14 protein-coding genes are annotated in these 15,757 nt (G+C 68.4%); 6 read left to right on the top strand and 8 right to left on the bottom strand.

Translation table 11 applies throughout. From position 1 onward, the window contains the following. Positions 1 to 36 precede the first annotated feature (36 nt). On the bottom strand, positions 37 to 840 hold the full coding sequence (locus G1H10_RS26695; protein ID WP_163743711.1) for a methyltransferase domain-containing protein: 804 nt from the start codon (positions 838 to 840) through the stop codon (positions 37 to 39). A 144-nt stretch (positions 841 to 984) separates the two neighbouring features. On the opposite strand from G1H10_RS26695, the gene G1H10_RS26700 reads away from it, so the two are divergent. Beyond that, positions 985 to 2,667, top strand: a complete 1,683-nt coding sequence (locus G1H10_RS26700) for a LuxR family transcriptional regulator (RefSeq protein WP_163743713.1) — start codon at positions 985 to 987, stop codon at positions 2,665 to 2,667. Between the two features lie 98 nt (positions 2,668 to 2,765). On the opposite strand, the gene G1H10_RS26705 is transcribed toward G1H10_RS26700, so the two are convergent. Then, a complete protein-coding gene (locus tag G1H10_RS26705) occupies positions 2,766 to 3,692 on the bottom strand; it encodes a hypothetical protein (RefSeq protein WP_163743716.1) in 927 nt (308 codons plus the stop codon). A gap of 122 nt (positions 3,693 to 3,814) precedes the next feature. Next, on the bottom strand, positions 3,815 to 4,276 hold the full coding sequence (locus tag G1H10_RS26710; protein ID WP_163743718.1) for a hypothetical protein: 462 nt from the start codon (positions 4,274 to 4,276) through the stop codon (positions 3,815 to 3,817). 208 nt (positions 4,277 to 4,484) lie between these two features. On the opposite strand from G1H10_RS26710, the gene G1H10_RS26715 reads away from it, so the two are divergent. Continuing rightward, positions 4,485 to 6,098: a plasmid pRiA4b ORF-3 family protein gene (locus G1H10_RS26715; RefSeq protein WP_163743719.1), complete on the top strand. Its 1,614-nt coding sequence runs from the start codon at positions 4,485 to 4,487 to the stop codon at positions 6,096 to 6,098. A gap of 570 nt (positions 6,099 to 6,668) precedes the next feature. Here G1H10_RS26715 and G1H10_RS26720 read toward each other — a convergent pair. Further along, positions 6,669 to 8,042, bottom strand: a complete 1,374-nt coding sequence (locus G1H10_RS26720; protein WP_163743722.1) for a hypothetical protein — start codon at positions 8,040 to 8,042, stop codon at positions 6,669 to 6,671. 185 nt (positions 8,043 to 8,227) lie between these two features. Here G1H10_RS26720 and G1H10_RS26725 point away from each other — a divergent pair, with 185 nt between their 5' ends. Further along, positions 8,228 to 9,436, top strand: a complete 1,209-nt coding sequence (locus G1H10_RS26725) for a hypothetical protein (RefSeq protein ID WP_163743724.1) — start codon at positions 8,228 to 8,230, stop codon at positions 9,434 to 9,436. A gap of 10 nt (positions 9,437 to 9,446) precedes the next feature. Next, positions 9,447 to 9,809: a hypothetical protein gene (locus tag G1H10_RS26730; protein WP_163743773.1), complete on the top strand. Its 363-nt coding sequence runs from the start codon at positions 9,447 to 9,449 to the stop codon at positions 9,807 to 9,809. Here G1H10_RS26730 and G1H10_RS26735 read toward each other — a convergent pair. From G1H10_RS26735 to G1H10_RS26745, 3 genes are all read right to left on the bottom strand, one after another. Further along, complete coding sequence (locus tag G1H10_RS26735; protein WP_163743726.1) at positions 9,790 to 11,217, bottom strand: ATP-binding protein; 1,428 nt, start codon at positions 11,215 to 11,217, stop codon at positions 9,790 to 9,792. The two genes, G1H10_RS26730 and G1H10_RS26735, sit on opposite strands and share 20 nt — an antisense overlap. 81 nt (positions 11,218 to 11,298) lie before the next feature. Further along, complete coding sequence (locus G1H10_RS26740) at positions 11,299 to 11,799, bottom strand: DinB family protein (RefSeq protein WP_163743728.1); 501 nt, start codon at positions 11,797 to 11,799, stop codon at positions 11,299 to 11,301. 43 nt (positions 11,800 to 11,842) lie between these two features. Beyond that, complete coding sequence (locus G1H10_RS26745) at positions 11,843 to 12,469, bottom strand: class I SAM-dependent methyltransferase (RefSeq protein WP_163743730.1); 627 nt, start codon at positions 12,467 to 12,469, stop codon at positions 11,843 to 11,845. Between the two features lie 280 nt (positions 12,470 to 12,749). Between G1H10_RS26745 and G1H10_RS26750 the strand changes: the two genes are divergently transcribed. Then, a complete protein-coding gene (locus tag G1H10_RS26750) occupies positions 12,750 to 13,397 on the top strand; it encodes a thermonuclease family protein (RefSeq protein WP_163743732.1) in 648 nt (215 codons plus the stop codon). A gap of 185 nt (positions 13,398 to 13,582) precedes the next feature. Beyond that, positions 13,583 to 15,229 carry an NERD domain-containing protein gene (locus G1H10_RS26755; protein WP_216853693.1) on the top strand — a complete coding sequence of 549 codons (1,647 nt, stop codon included), beginning with the start codon at positions 13,583 to 13,585 and terminating at the stop codon, positions 15,227 to 15,229. Between the two features lie 21 nt (positions 15,230 to 15,250). Here the strand turns inward: G1H10_RS26755 and G1H10_RS26760 are convergent, their stop codons facing one another. Then, positions 15,251 to 15,520, bottom strand: coding sequence for a helix-turn-helix transcriptional regulator (locus tag G1H10_RS26760; protein WP_163743736.1), 270 nt, complete (start codon positions 15,518 to 15,520; stop codon positions 15,251 to 15,253). Positions 15,521 to 15,757 lie beyond the last annotated feature (237 nt).

A 15,757-nucleotide genomic window follows, 5' to 3' on the forward strand; every position in this document is an offset into this window, starting at 1 on the left:
GGGCGGCCCCGTCGTCACGCAGGGACGGCACCGACCTCAAGCGGGGACGATTCCGGTGACGATGTGGCCGACGAGCGGGGCGTGCAGCGCGCCGTCGCCGGTGACGAACCGCGCGAGCACCTCGCGGGAACGTTCCGTGATGCGCCGGTACGTCGCGTCGTCGATGCGGTCGATCAGCGGGGACCCCTCTACCTCGGTGATCACCAGCCCGTCGATCGTGTCGAAGTGCGCGGTGCCCGTATGGGTCCGCGCCGTCACCGACGTCAGACCGGCCGACTCGAACAGGTCCTGCAGCTCGCGCAGATCACCGCATGACCAGTATGTCTGCACCAGCGACGCTCCCTCGGCGCCGGCCTCATCGGCGATGACGGACACCACCCCGTGATACGCCGGCTGGTCGGATATGGCGGCCGGCACCACGATCCCGACCGTTCCTCCGGGTGCGGTCACCCGGGCCATCTCGGCGAGCGCGCGCCCCCGGTCGGGGAAGAACATCAGCGACATCTGGCACAGGGTGACGTCGAACGTACGCTCCGGGAACGGCAGGTGGGCGACGTCGCCCTGCTGCCACGCCAGGTCCGGGCGGACGCGACGAGCCACGGTGAGCATGGATTCGTTGAGGTCGAGCCCCACAACCGTGCCGTCACCACCGAGCCGATCGGCGACGGCACGGGTGACGACGCCGGTCCCGCACGCGACATCGAGCACCGCGTGCCCCGGCCGGACACCCGCGGCGTCCGTCAGCAGCGGCGCCCACTCGGCGAACAGGCCGGGAACGAACCGCGCCTCGTATACCTCCGCCGTCTCCAGCGGAATCTGGAAAGTCTCGGTGCTGGTCATCAGCGTTCACCTCACTGTGCTGCGCGTCGGTCGGCATGACCGCATCAGGATCGGCCGGCCGCCGGCGCCGGCACATCGGTGCGTGTACCTATTCGGATACGTAACCTCGCCAGCCGGATGCCCCGGTGGCATGCTGGTTTCACGATGACGACCGCTGCCGATCTGCTGGCGGCCGGCAAGGCCGCACTGGTGCGGGGCGACTGGGCACTGGCCCGGCCGCTGCTGGCGGACGCCGTCGAGCGGCACGAGACCGCCGACGGGCTCTACCAGCTGGCCCGGGCGGTGGAGTGGGCGGGCGACTACCAGGACGCGATCGCCCTGTACGAGCGGGCGTTCGTCGCCTACCGGGAACTGGGCGAGAGCCGGATCCCGGCGCTGATCGCCGGCCGCGAACTCAGCTTCCTGCATGCCGCCGTGTACGGGAACGACGCGGTCGCGGCGGGATGGCTGGCGCGTGCCCGGAGTCTGGTCTACGAGGCGGGCGAGTGCGTCGAGTCCGGCTGGGTCGAGCTGGCGGAGGCGCTGGTCACGGAGGACGGCGAGTCGAAGCTCGCACACGCCCAGGCGGCGCTCGACATCGCCGGCCGACTCAACGACGCCGACCTGCGCTTCTGCGCGCTCAGCAACGTCGGCGTCGCGTTGGTGCTGCAAGGCCGGATCGACGACGGGATGCGAGCGCTCGACGAGGCGGCCACGGCCGCCGCCGGCCGCGAGGTCACCGACTACATCACCGCCGGCGAGATCTACTGCCACATGTTGCTCTGCTGCGAGCTGACGCTGGACGTCCGGCGCGCTCAGCAGTGGAGCGCCGTCGCGACCGGGCACGGGACGCGGGAGAACTCGCCATGGGTGTCGGCGATCTGCCGCACACACTACGGTGCGGTGCTGACGGCGGCCGGGCAGTGGGACGAGGCGGAGCGTGAGCTGCGGGCCTCGATCGACCTGTACGACGCGAGCTACCGGGCGTTGCGCTCCGGTGCGATCGTGCGGCTGGCGGACCTGCGGGTACGACAGGGCAGGTACGACGAGGCGGGCCGGCTGCTCGCCGGGTTCGAGTTCGACGCGTTCGCCGTCCGGCCGCTGGCGAGGCTGCACCTGGTGCGTGGTGAGCATGCGATGGCCCGGCGGCTGCTGCGGCGCGTCGTCGGCACGACGGGCGACGCCGCATCCGGCGACGACGCGACACACCCGCTGGAGCTCGCGCTGCTGGCCGAGGTGGAGGCGGCCGCCGGTAACCTCGACGAGGCGCGGGCGGTGTGTAAGCGGCTGAGCAGCGTCGTCGCCGTGGCCCAGGTTCCGCGGATCAGGGCGTTCGCCGAGTACGCCGCGGGCGTGGTCTGCGCGGCCGCCGAGGATCCGGACGCGCTGGCTCATTTCGAGGCGGCGTTGCCGCTGTTCGCCGAGGCGGAGCTGCCACTTGAGGAGGCGCGCACGCGGTTGGCGATCTCGCAGGCGATCGCGGCGACGGAGCCGGAGGTCGCGGCGGCGGAGGCGCGGGCTGCGTTGGAGGTGTTCGAGCGCATGGCGGCGTTCGCCGACGCCGACGCCGCGGCGAACCACCTGCGCGGGCTCGGGGTGCATGGTGGACGCCCGGCCCGCCGCACCGCGGGACCGTTGACCAGGCGCGAGTCCGAGGTGCTGGCGCACGTCGCGGAAGGCCTGACCAACGAGCAGATCGCCGCACGGCTCTACATCAGCAAGCGGACCGTGGAGCACCACGTCGGCAGCGTCTTCGCCAAGCTCGGCGTCGCCACCCGCGCCGAGGCCGCCGCCTACGCACTGCGGGAGGAGCCGAAGCCGGCCACCGCCGTGAGGAACGGCGCCTGACCCGGCCGGCGTCACGCCCGGAGCACGGCATCACCCCGAGAGCGCGGCGTCGCCCAGGAGCAGGGCGTCGCCCGGGCATGGCGCCACCCGGGAGGGCGTCACCCTTGCAGCGCGGTGTACTCGCCCTGCGCGCCGTGTGCCAGCGGAAGCACGCCGCCGGTCGGCACACCCGGCTCGGTTCCGGGGACACGATTGAGGATGGCCGCCATGCCGACGGTCAGATGCCGACATTCCAGGGCCCCCAAGTCGGCCGCGCCGTCCGGCCCCATGATGAGCGTGATCGGTATGTCGTCCACGTCATCGGACCAGCCGTATCGGCGCGCCTTCCCGACGTACTCCGCCGGTACCTCGGCCGACGGGTCGAGATAGAACAGCAGCGTTCCGTCCGGCGGCATCACCGTTTGACCCGGTTCGGCGTACTGCAGCTCGTTCGGGAACCTCTCCCCTGGGTACATGGCAAGCCCGCGCTGGATGCCTTCATGCCCGAGTACCACCGCGACGAAGCGCGCCTCCGTGCCGTCCACCCGGATGGTGAGTTGGTGGTGGACCGTATCGGACCATGCTGTCCACGGCTCGGCGTCCCGGAAGGAATTGGCCAGCCCCATGAGCATGCGCCAGTCGTCTGGGGTGGGGAACTGTTCGGGCTGACGCCGGCCACACATGTGTCCGACCAGCGAGTCGAACACATCCTCGGCCTCCGGCTGGGGCGTCACGCCATCGACATCGGGCAGCCGCCGGTCCGGGAGCTGACGTTCGAGCTCGGCCTGCACGTCACCACGGTGTTCGACATCCGTGATCACCCGCGCCGGCGGCGCCGCGTCCAGCGGCGGAACCGGCTCGGCCAGTGCCGTCGCGAACGCGTCCCGGCATGCCTTGCGACGGGATGGCCCGACGGTGGTCGCCAATGCGAAACCCGTCGCAGCGTCGAGCACCAGGCACAGTACGACGGTCGACGCGTCGGCGAGCCGGACCGATCGGGAGACGTCCCGTGCCAGTACGATCCACGTCCGTTCTGATTCACGCATCGCGGGGCAGTCTTCCAGGAACCGGCCCGGCCACGTCAAGCGGGCTGTGCCCGGTGCCCCACCGCAGACTGTGGTGTGCTGCGCTCACGCAGGCCCGGCCTGACTCCCATCACCGGCGAGCCCTAGGTGCGGGCCGCCGTCGTCGGCCCGTCCACGGGATCGTTGACCAGCTGATGGGCACGCTGATGCGAGACGCCGAGGATCGTCCCGATATCGCGGAGCGAGATCTCCATCGCCGCCAGACCACGTGCCGCCGATTTCGCCTCCGTCGCGGCCTCCGCCTTGGCCCGCGCCGCCGTCCGGCGCAACTCCCGCGCCAGATCGAGGTGCTGCCGCGCCTGGGCCGGAATGACGGGATGCACCACCAGGTCGAGCCTCTCAGCCGACGTCTCCAGCAGCTCAGCCAGAGCCCGGCGGTGTTCGGCGATCGCATGGTCCAGCCGCTTGGCCGTGGTGGTGACCTCGGGCCGCTGCTCACTACGGACGGACCAGAGTGTGTCGTCCTTCGTCGCGACACTGGTATACGCGCGCTGCACGGGGGCAGGCGTCCTCGTCGAGACCGTCGTCGAAACCGTCGACGTCATGGCAGCGCCTCCTTCCCGGCGAGCCTGGCACGACCGTGACCACTCGCGCAGGCCCTGATCCTCGCGTTGATGATCTTTCCCCAGCGTATACACGCGGCGGCCACGTCGATACTGATTTCATGGGCCGCGCTGTTCGCCCATGGGTGATTCCGGTCGTAGTGTCCGCCTCCGTGCACGCCAGGTCGCAACCGACGGCTACCGTGGTCACATGACGCCGAAGCGCGGCCACCTCCGGCTCGTCGAGAATCCGATCGATGACGACGTGGCCCCAACGTCGCGACGCAGCCCCCGTCGCCCGGACACAGTCACCTATCAGGTGCGGGTCGAGCTGCAAGACACGGCTCCCCCGCTGTTGCGTCGCCTCGAGCTCGCCTCGGACCTGTTCCTCAACGACGTGCACGATGTCATCCAAGCGGCGGTGGGCTGGACGGACAGCCACCTGCACCAGTTCGGCTCCGGACCGGAGTACCACAGCCCTCACACCGAGTACTACCTGTGCCCGTTCGAACGGGAAGAAGCGCAGGATGAGGGCGGCGTGCCCGAGGAGGATGTGCGTCTGGACGAGGTGCTGGCCGAGCCCGGCGACACGCTCTTCTACTGCTACGACTTCGGCGACGACTGGGTGCATGTGATCGAGCTGGAGAAGGTGCTGCCGAGGGAAGGGCCGCAACCGGTCGCCTCCTGCCTGGGCGGCGAGCGCCCAGGGCCTGCGGAGGACTGCGGCGGCGTGCCCGGGTACGAGGCGTTCGCCGCCGCGAACGATCCGAAGCATCCGAATCATCGCGACGCCATGGCCGACCTCCGCAGCATGTACGGCGACGATGTCGACCCGGCGTCGCACGCACCCGTGCCGTTCGACGTCCATGAAGTGAACCGTGTCCTGGACTCCCTCGGTATCGCCGACCTGCCGGCGGTCGGTGAGTTGCCGGACGCGTTGCTGCAGCTCTACAACTCGGTCGGGTATGTGCCGGCGCGCCGGCGGTTGCGACGGCTGATCGGCGACGCACGGCTCGACGCTCCCGTGATCATCGACGTCGAGACGGCCGAGGCGATGGTCCGTCCGTATGGCTGGCTCCTGGAGCGCGTCGGCGACGACGGCATCAAGCTCACCGCCGCCGGCTACCTCCCGCCCGCACATGTCGAGGCCGCGATGGCCGAGCTCGGCATGGAAGACGAGTGGGTCGGCAAGTTCAACCGAGAGGACCAAACGCTGCCGGTGCTGCTCCTGCGGGAGACCGCGCAGAAGCTGGGCCTGCTGCGCAAGTATCGGGGCAGGCTGCTGCTCACGGCACGTGCGCGCAAGCTACGCAGCGATCCGGTGGCGCTGTGGTGGCACCTGGCCGCCAACCTGCCGGTGAAGTCTCGGGATCCGTTCACGAACCAGGCCGGCCTGCTCTACCTCGTGGCCGTCGCCGCAGGCGCGGGCGCCACGGGCGCGGGTGGCGCGGGTGCGGGTGGCGGCACGGGCGGCACGGGCGCAACCGCCGCCGCGGGCAGCGTGGGCGCAATCGACGCCGCGGGTAGCGCGAGCGCGGGCCGAGGCGTCGCCGGTACGGGTACAACCGGCGGTATCGAGCGCGGTGGCGGGGAGCTTCTCCAGCGGGAGACTCTCGTCGCGGAGCTCCTCCGCGAAGCCGGTTGGCGCCACGGCGACGGCTCACCGATCGACCACAGGTCCGTCATCCAGAGCACATCAGACACCGAGTACGTCTTGCGCCGGCTGGGTGCGCTGGACAAATCCGACATGTTCGCGCTGCGTGCCGCCCAGCCCACGCCGCAGGGCATAACCTTTGCCCGCGCCGCGCTCCGCAACGGCCATTAGTTCCCCACACCGCCAAACCTCGCCCCATCCCCGCGCCACGATCTCGCTGCCATCCCGGGACCTCACCCCGCCCCACCCCGCGCCACGATCCCGGCCCCATCCCGGCGCCTCACCCCGCCCCACGACCCCACTCCATCCCCGCGCCACGCCCGCTACCTGCATGGTGCGGTGAATGCACGTCGGCAAGCGCATTCCCAGCCATCTCAACGATCACTCAACGCACCATGCACAGCAACTCACCGCACCATGCAAGGCAGCCTGGCCTACGAGGTGCCGAGCACTTCCAGCGTCGGCTCCCCGAGTGCGCCGAGGAGGCGGTCCGAGTTCAGCCACGGACTGAGCTGGACGCCTCGTCCCCTGCACACTCAGCGGTGATCTACGCCGTTCCCCTCGGGTATGCGTGCAACGGCGACGAGGGCGCGCGCTCCACTGCATGGTGCGCTGAATGCACGTCGGCAAGCGCATTCCCAGCCATCTCAACGATCACCCAACGCACCATGCACGGCAACTCACCGCACCATGCTCGACGTCGGCCACGCCCGCGCGCGTCGAGACGCCGCCGGCAGTGTCCTACGGCTCCATGCCGGCGCGACGCAGCTCGTCGAGAAAGCTGGGCCGGCGACGGTTTCGTTCGGCGACGTCGGCCAGGTAGTCGGCGAACTCGTCGGGCGCGCCCTTCGCCTCAGCCGCCACGCGCATCTTCTCCAAGACACGTACCGCGGCACGGTAATTGCGACGATCCGCCGCGGTGAGCGTGGACTCGATGATCCGCCGGTAGTGAGGCAGGGTCGAGGCCGGGTCGCTCTTGACGCGACGTTCACACAGACTGAGCCACGTGTCGTCCCCGATGACGTCCGCGTGCTGCTCGGCGGCGCGCCACGCCGCTTCGTCGTCGCCGTCCTTGTGCAGCACGTACACCCACTCCCACGGCCTCGACCCGGCGAGCAGCGCGCCGGCGGCTTCCTGCTCCTTCTCCCAGACACCAGCCTTGCGTGCCTCGTCGCGCAGCGCCGCGTAGGTCGACGATGACGGTGCCGCCTGGAAATGGTCGCGTCGCGCCTGGACCACCTCGTCGTACGACTTGCGCCGACGAGCGTCGTCGACGACCCGGTCGACCAACCGTCGAACGTACTGCGACGCTGGGTCGGCCTTCATACCGCGCCGCGCGTACTCGACGGCCAGCTCGCGCAGTCCGGCGGCCTCGAGGGCCTCGACAAGGTCGATGTACTGCCGCGCATAGCTCAGGTCGCTGCCGTACTGGGCAATGATCTGATCAGCGTCACCGCTCAGTACCGCCAGCCGACGACGAGCGTGACGAACGGCGAAGTCGTCCGGATCCTTTGCGGCCGCCTCGTCGAGGAGGCGCCGGTATTCCTGCACGCCTACCTCACCGAGCACGGTCCCGTACCGGTCGATGTCGATCTCGAAGAAGTCCTGCTTGCCGCCGAACCGGAACGTGAATAGCCACTTGACCAGCTTCTTCACGTCGTTGGTCGGCAGCGACAAGCGTGCGGCGACCTTCGCGTGCAGGTCGAGCAACCGCTGGATCTGGTCGCCCTGCATGCCCGACGAGTCGTCGCTTCGCACAATCGTGCGCACAGCTTGGTCTATGGCCCTCTGCAGGATGGTCAGGAAGTCCAGGGACGCGCTCTGTTCGGCTTGCTGCTCGAGGAGCCGCACAACCGGCTCGGCCTCGCGGGCGTACTCGTTGGCCGCCCGGTATTCGTAGAAGCTACACGTCGGCGTGAACGTGTCCTCCACCTCGTCGGCCAAGCTTCCGAGATCGTCAGTGGCGGCGATGTGCCGACGCGCCACGAACTCCGCCATCCCGTCGACCTGGACAACCGCGTCGGCCAGCAATCCACGCAACTCGTCCGCTGACAGTCCTTCCAGCCAGGCACGCGCATCGCCACCGCCCGCCGCATCCGAACGCCTCACAGCCATGTGCATAGGCTCGCATTCCGCACCGGGCAGTTCTCACCGGGGCAGCCGCCACGCATGGCGCACCCGCCGGTTGCGACCCATACACCGTTGCGTCGCCCTGCAAGGACGTCACCGATCCGCCGACCGTGATCACCGACCGGCGCGGCGGGACGAATCGGGCGAGCGTCGTGGTTATGGTCTTCGATGTGAACGCAGCGTCCGCAATCGACACACAATGCACTATCGATGACGACTTCCTGGCACGCTGTGCAGAACTGAAGCGAGAGCTGGTTCAGTACGCCAAGCACAACCGCTTCGTCCGCGCGTTTCGAGCGATGACGCGCGAATACGACGAGCCGCAAAGCCTTGAGGACGAGTTCACCGCCGTCAACCTGATAGATCGCTTCGCTCTGCAGTACACACTGCACGACGGCAGCACGGTAGTCGAGCGGTTCGTGGAGCAGTTCAGCGACAAGCTCACCGACGACGAGTGCTCCATGCTGCTGGGCTGGCAGGACGTCGTGGAGGGCGTATTCGAGGTGGAGAAGCATGACGACGGCGGTATCGTCGCGGTCAACCTGGTCGACGACCTCGAATATCGCATCTACTCGAACATGGGCCGCGACGTCTTCGATATGCCGTCCGAGGAGTGGTTTCTGATCGGGCGCGTGGTCCCGATCCGCGACGCGTGGATGCTCAGCGGAATCCTCCACACCCGGCCGGCCGACGACCGCGACATCATGTATCACGCAGCGGCCAAGCTAGCGATGGACTGCCCGTACGCGGTTTTCCGGAACCCGGAGAAGCGTGCCCGCGCTTGGCAGATCCAACGTGACGAGCGTCAGCTGTTCATAGAGTTCTTCGGCTCCGACCTCGTCGTCGTCCCCGCTTCCGAGCTCCATGACCGAATGCAGGAGTTCATGCACTATCGAACGTACGAAGGCCGCGGCGCCGACGGCAAAACGACCGCCGAGCGCGTCGCCGGTCGGCGAGGCGGCGTCCCGACGCCCGTCGAGTGGCCGGTTCCCGACCCCGACGACGCCGAAACGATCGCCGCAATCTATGACCAGGACGAGGGCCCCATGTTCCTCTTGAACTTCGGCCACGTCGAAGCCGTGTTCGCCGAACCCGAGCTCGCGGCAGCTCCAGAGCACCGCGACATGGTTCTCGGTTACTTGACCGATGACACGGTATCGCCGCTGGCATTCCGGCGGCTCGCTGGGCGCGACGTCGAGGCCGCGAATCGTGTCTTCCGCACCGTTCTCGATCGTCCTGACTTCGACTGGTTCCGGGACGGCGAGGCTCTCATGGAGGCATACAAGCCGGACTACTTCGGCGCGGATCCCGCACCATCCGTCACCGTCCTCAGCGACCGGCTAGCAGAGGCCATACTCGCGGCGCGCTCATCTGATTGAGGAGGACATGATAAAACGACTGATCGGTCGATGGCGGATCGTGAAGATGGAGCTGTGGGATCAAGAAGACATCGACCTAGTGGAGCCCGGCTTCATTGAGTTCACCGACGACGGCATGGGTCAGTTCGGATTCATCGCCGTCCGCGGTTGGATGGACTGCCGCCCCAGAGAGCACGGCGACGCCGGTGGCGTCGAGTTCACCTGGCAGGGACACGACGAGGGAGACGAGGTCAGCGGTCGCGGCTGGGCGCGCCTCACCGAGGACGGCTCCGTGGACGGACGCATCTACTTCCACCTCGGCGACGACTCAAGCTTTCGTGCCGTCCTCGCCCCGGGCACCAGTGACGCGGTCGTCAGCGCCAGGCGGCGATGAGATCCTCCGGCGATAAGGTCGCGTCGAGATCCGCCCCGGGCTCGAACCCCAACCGGGATACGCCTACCCGGGCCGTACTCTCGGACCAGCCAGGCAGGTGTTGAGCCAATTCACCTAGCTGAACGACGTCCCGGGCCGTGAAGGGCTTGGTCGCTCGCCACTTGATGGAACCGACAAAGCTGAGCCGACTGCTGCCGCTCCGCTTCTCCGTCCCGATCAGGTCGACCTGCGGATGGTTGTCGCGCCCCCAATACGAACCGACGTAACGCGCTGCGCCGAATCGCTCATCGGGCAAGATGCGCTCGATGGACGCACGCACCAGAGGTTCGACTGCTTCGCCGGAGTATTTCTGCCATCCTGCTTCGACGTCCGCAGCCACGAGATCGCCGCGGCCACGGGCGATGTCATCGACTCGTTCGGCCAGGAAGGACAACCAGAAGCGCAGGTAGGGGTCGGCCACGCGGTACCGGGTACGCCGTCTGACGACGCGGAGCGCCTGCGGATCCTCGGCGGCTATCACCCGTTTCTCCTTCAGGAGGTTGAGGGAGTTCACGAGTGACCGCTCGCTGAGGCCGGTTCTGTTTCGGATATGACCGAATGTCCGCTCTCCGTGGCCTATGGCGCCGAGCACGGAACGCGAGGAAGACGACGGAGGGAACTCCGCGTCGAGCATGCGCTGGCCCGTATACACAAGTGGATGCGCCTCGTCTGCGACCGCTTCGTTCAGGAATGTTGACGTGGTCGAATGCTCCGCCCGAGCTGCGAGCACCTTTGGAAACCCACCGGTCATCAGGTAGGTATCGAAAGCCTCGCGGGCACCGAGGTCCAGCAGCTCCGCCGCCTCGCAGACATTGAGCGGCTCGACCCGCAGTTCGGTGTCTACGCGGCTATACAGCGGCCTGCCATAGCTGGTCAACGCATCCATCATCGCCAGGTCGGAGCCGACGACAATCAGCAGCAGACCGGCCCGTTGGAGCTGATGGTCCCAGGCAGCCTGCAACGTCGCCTCGAAGCTCGGATCGTTTCTGAGGATGCACGGGAGTTCGTCGATCACGATCACCCCCGGCGAGCCGTCATGGCGCCCAGGTGCCGCGATGTACTCCAGCACAGCCAGCGCTGAATCCCATGACGACCAGCTCACGCCAGTTCGCGCGATGCCGGCGATGGGCTCAAGGCTCGAGCGGGCGACGGCGTCCCGAAACGATTCGAGCTCCTGGTGGATGGGCTTGTCGAGAGCCTGGTAGTACACGTGCGGGCGGTCGCGGCGCCTCAGCCACTCGGTCAGCAGGCGCGACTTTCCCACCTGCCTCCGCCCTCGAACGACGACGAACCTCGCCTGGCCCTTCTCGACGCGTGCCAGCTCAGCGTCGAGACGCGAGAACTCGGCGGACCGCCCGACAAACCTCATGAGCAGCTCCTTTGTAACTGTACCTAAATACAGTGTACTTCGGTACAGTTACGCTGCTGCCTGAGTTCAACAGGTCGTCCGTCAGCGCCCCGTCGCACCGTCGATCAGTTCGCGGAGGATGTCGGCGTGCCCGGCGTGGCGGCCCGTCTCCTCGATCATGTGCGTGAGAGCCCAGCGGACGCTCGGCGCGGGACGCCCCGACCGTGGCCGGGGAACGGGTGCGCCGAGGTCAATGCAACCGTCGAGCACCGTGTTCGCGCGCTCGACCGTCTCCCGGTAGCGGGCGACGACGTCGGCGACCCTGTCGTCCGGTGTGGCCTGAAACGTGGCTGGCCAGTCGGTGACGTTCTCCCCGAGGAACGTCGCACGCTCCACGAACGTCAGGTGATTCAGCAGGCCGAGCAGGTTGGTACCGGAGGGAACCCCCGCCGTCCGGACCTGCGGCTCTGGGGCGTCCTCGACCTTCGCGGCCATCGACACCCGCAGGTAGTCGAGGAAGCCACGCAGAACCTCGGCCTCGCTGTTTCCCGTCCGGGGTGGCGGGGTGTCTCGGCGGCGATTGCGGCGGGATGTTGCCGGCATGGAACTCTGACCTTTCAACGAAGGAACGGCACGGTGGGCAGGCTCACGCGGCGCGGCGGATGAGCAGGACGTGATCGGTGACCTCGGCGATGCGCCCGCCGGGCCCGGTGGCGATCCGCCGGGGCGCGTCCGCCCGCTCGATCACCCACGACGCCGGGTCCAGGTCGATGCCGGCCGCGACCTCCTGCGGGGTCGGGTACCGGGCGTCGGGATCCTGGTTCCACGACCACGGCGCGGTGGAGCCGTGGTCGACCACCAGCAGCCGACCGCCCGGGCGGAGCGCGTGTGCGGCAGCGCGTAGGACGGTCGACCGGTCCAGGTCATAGGGGGTGTGAAGGTAATGGGCGGTGATCAGGTCGAACCGGCCGGGCGGGAACGACTCGCGCAAGTCGTGCTGAGCGGCGGCGACGCGGTCGTCGAGTCCGAGCGCGCGAGCGTGTTCGGTGAGCCGCTCGATCGCGACGGCCGAGATGTCGACGGCGGTGACGTGCCATCCCTGGCGGACCAACCACAGTGCATCACCGCCGTTCCCGCATCCGAGGTCCAAGACGTCGCCGGTCGACAGGTCGGCGACGGTCTCGACGAGACGGACGTTCGGCCGCGGGTCCATGGGCGTTGGGCGTGCCGCGTAGACACCGTCCCAGAACGTGACCGCATCGGTAGTGCTCATGAGGCTCCTTCGATCGAGATGGGGCCATTCTCACCAGGCGTCCGCGGACTCGGCACAGAATCTTGCTGCTTCGGCAAATACGCGGCTGACGGGTGGGTGTGGCGGCCGACGTTCGGCGGCGTCATACGTGTCCGGTTGTGTCCGAGGCTTCCGGTATCAAGATGAGCACGCGCGTCGCGTCGTCGGACGGGTTCGCGCGGAAGCCTAGGGATGAGCCGCAGTTGACGGTGCGGGGCAGCGGTCGCGCGACCGGGCGGAATGAGGATCTGAGGGGTTACGGATGGTGAAGCGCCAGCGGCGACGCGCCTGTACTGTCGCCGTCGCCGTTCTTGCCGTGTCGGCGGCGGGGTGTTCGCTCGTCGAGCCAGACGAGTCCGACGTCTCCACAACCGAGCGGGCCACGACGGCCGAGCGCGAACGGTCGTCGTCGACGGACGAGCAGACCGCGCCGAGCGAATCGGGCGACGCACAGGCTGAGCCCGAAACCGAGACTGCACCGGACGATACGGACACCAAACCGGACGGCGACTACGCCGTCGTGGTGTACGTGGTCGACGGCGACACCTTCGACGTCGAGCTGGCCGACGGGACGGTCGAACGTATCCGGCCTCCGCAGGTCGACACCCCAGAGCGCGGTGAATGCGGGTTCGACGAGGCGACGCGCGTCACCGAGGAACTGGTGCTCGGGGAGCCCGTGGAGCTGTTCCGCACAAGCGACGGTCCCGATCGTGACCCCTATGACCGGCTGCTCCGCGCCGTCGAGGTGGACGGAGACGACGTCGGGGCGATCCTGGTGCGCTCGGGTGCCGCCCGCTGGGTACCCCGGTATGCGGATGAGGATCCGCGGCTGGCGGCCATGTACCAGGCGGCCGAAGCGCAGGCGCGCAACGAGCTCATCGGGTTCTGGTCCGGCTGCGGCTGGGCGTGACGGTCGGCGCCTGACGGCGCATGCGCCGCAGCACACGGCATTGTGTCCGACGTCTGCGAGATAAAGGTTTCGGCACGCCGACGACGCCCGTCGGCAGCACCACGGGGAGCGCGCCGGACGGGTGCGCCCTCGTCACCCGTTGTGGCCGTGCCGTAGGTCGCCACACCGTGACCGAAGGAGGACCCGTGCCGCTGCTGATCCCCGAGAGTCCGCGGTTCGACACCAAGAGCGAGCGTCTTGTCTGGGAGCTGCTGCGCGACCAGCTGGGCGCCGACGACGTGCTGGCGGCCGGTCTGCGGATCACCGACGAGGCCAAGGACCATGAAGCGGATCTCGTGGTGATCATGCCCGGCTCGGGCGTGGTGGTCGTCGAGGTCAAAGGCGGCGTCGTCTCGCACGACGGCGACTCCTGGTGGGTGGAGGGAAGCGGCGGCCGTCGTCGTCAGATCCACCCGGTCGAGCAAGCGCTGAAGACCAAGTACGCGTTGCGCCGCTACGTTGAGGCCGACCCGCGCTGGGCCGAGCGAGGCGGCGACCGGCTGCGGTGGGCGCACGCCGTCGTCTTCCCGTACACGGAGATCGACGGCGACTTCTCTCGTCCCGAGTGTCCACGGTGGATGGTGTCCGGCCGGGACGACCTCGGTGACCTGGCGCGTCGGCTGTGGGACATCCCGGTGCAGCAGGAGACACGGCATCGCGTGGCCGACGTCGTCGACGCTGGGACGATCGCGGAGATCCTGCGCGGGAGGAACATGCCGCAGCGCGACGTGGTGTCGCTGGCGCTGGAGCGCGAGGAGATCACCGAGCAGCTCACCCAGGACCAGGCGACGATCCTCGGCGCGATCAAGCTGCTCAACAGGGTGGAGATCCGCGGCGGTGCCGGGAGCGGGAAGACGTGGCTGGCGATGGAGCAGGCGCGACGGCTCGCGCGCGACGGGCAGCGCGTGGTGCTGACGTGTTACTCGCGTGGGCTGGCCGAGTTCATGCGCCGCACCGTCGCCACGTGGCCGCCCGCGCAGCAACCGGCGTACGTCGGGGAGTTCCACACGCTGGGCATGCGGTGGGGTGCGGCGCCGGGGACGGACGACGACTCCGACTACTGGGAGCGTCGCCTGCCTGCGCAGATGGTCGAACTGGGCGCGGGTCTGCCGGAAGAGGAGCGGTTCGACGCCGTCGTCGTCGATGAGGCACAGGACTTCGCCGAATCGTGGTGGCCCGCGCTGCTCGCCGCCCTGCGCGACGACGAGACCGGCGGCGTCTATGCGTTCACCGACGACGGGCAGCGCGTGTTCCAGCGGTTCGGTCGGCCGCCCATTCCGTTGGTGCCGCTGGTGATGGACCACAACATCCGCAATACGCGGCAGATCGGGACCGTGTTCACCCCGCTTACGCCGATGCCGATGCGACTGCTGGGCGCCGACGGTCCGGCGGTGCGGTTCATCTCGTGCGCGGCGTCCGACGCCGTCGAACGGGCCGACGACGAGGTCGACGCGCTGATCGACGACGGCTGGCGCCCCGAAGACATCGCGCTGCTGACCACGGGCAGCCGGCACCCGGAACAGGTCGCGCGGCAGGCCGCCGGGCAGGACGAGTACTGGCGGACGTTCTGGGACGCGGATCAGGTGTTCTACGGCCATGTGCTCGGATTCAAAGGTATGGAGCGACGGTGCGTGGTGCTCGCGCTCAACGAGGACGAGCCGCGCGACCGCTCCCGCGAACGCCTCTACGTCGGGTTGTCCCGAGCGCGCGACCTACTCGTCGTCATCGGCGATCCCGACCACATCCGCCACGTCGGCGGCGATGAGGTCTTTCGGCGCTTGTGCACAGAGTGATGACGCGGCAGAAAGAGCCGGTCAGCGTTCCGCCCGAGCCTTGAACGCAGCCAATAGCTTCGCCTCGCCGTCGGTCATCTTCGGTTCAGCGAGTTCGAACGCAAGCCCGAGTGCGCGCAGCACCAGGAATATCTGCTCGATGCTGGCTGCCCGATGACCGGTTTCGAACCTGGCCAACCATGCCCGAGACACCCCGGCGCTCGCAGCGAGCGCTACTTGGGACATCCCGCGCCGCTTACGTTCGGCACGCACAGCGGCGCCCAGCTGCCGCGCATCCGTGAGGCTCGCCATCGGCGTCTCCTGTCTACGTACGCAGACATTTCGAATTGTCTACGTACATAGACGTTAACAAATGTCCACGCTCATGGACAGCGCCGCCCTGCCCTCGGATTTTGTACACGCGCAGCCGTACCGGAAGCGTTTCACCATCGAGCTCGCGGCCTTTCCATCGACGAACTAGCAGAGCTTCTATCGACGAACTAGCAGAACGAGTCTCGGCTTCCTTGTCGCCAAGCTTCTTGGAGAGCT

Origin of the sequence: Phytoactinopolyspora halotolerans (genome assembly GCF_010550675.1) — a bacterium.
Classification (GTDB): domain Bacteria; phylum Actinomycetota; class Actinomycetes; order Jiangellales; family Jiangellaceae; genus Phytoactinopolyspora; species Phytoactinopolyspora halotolerans.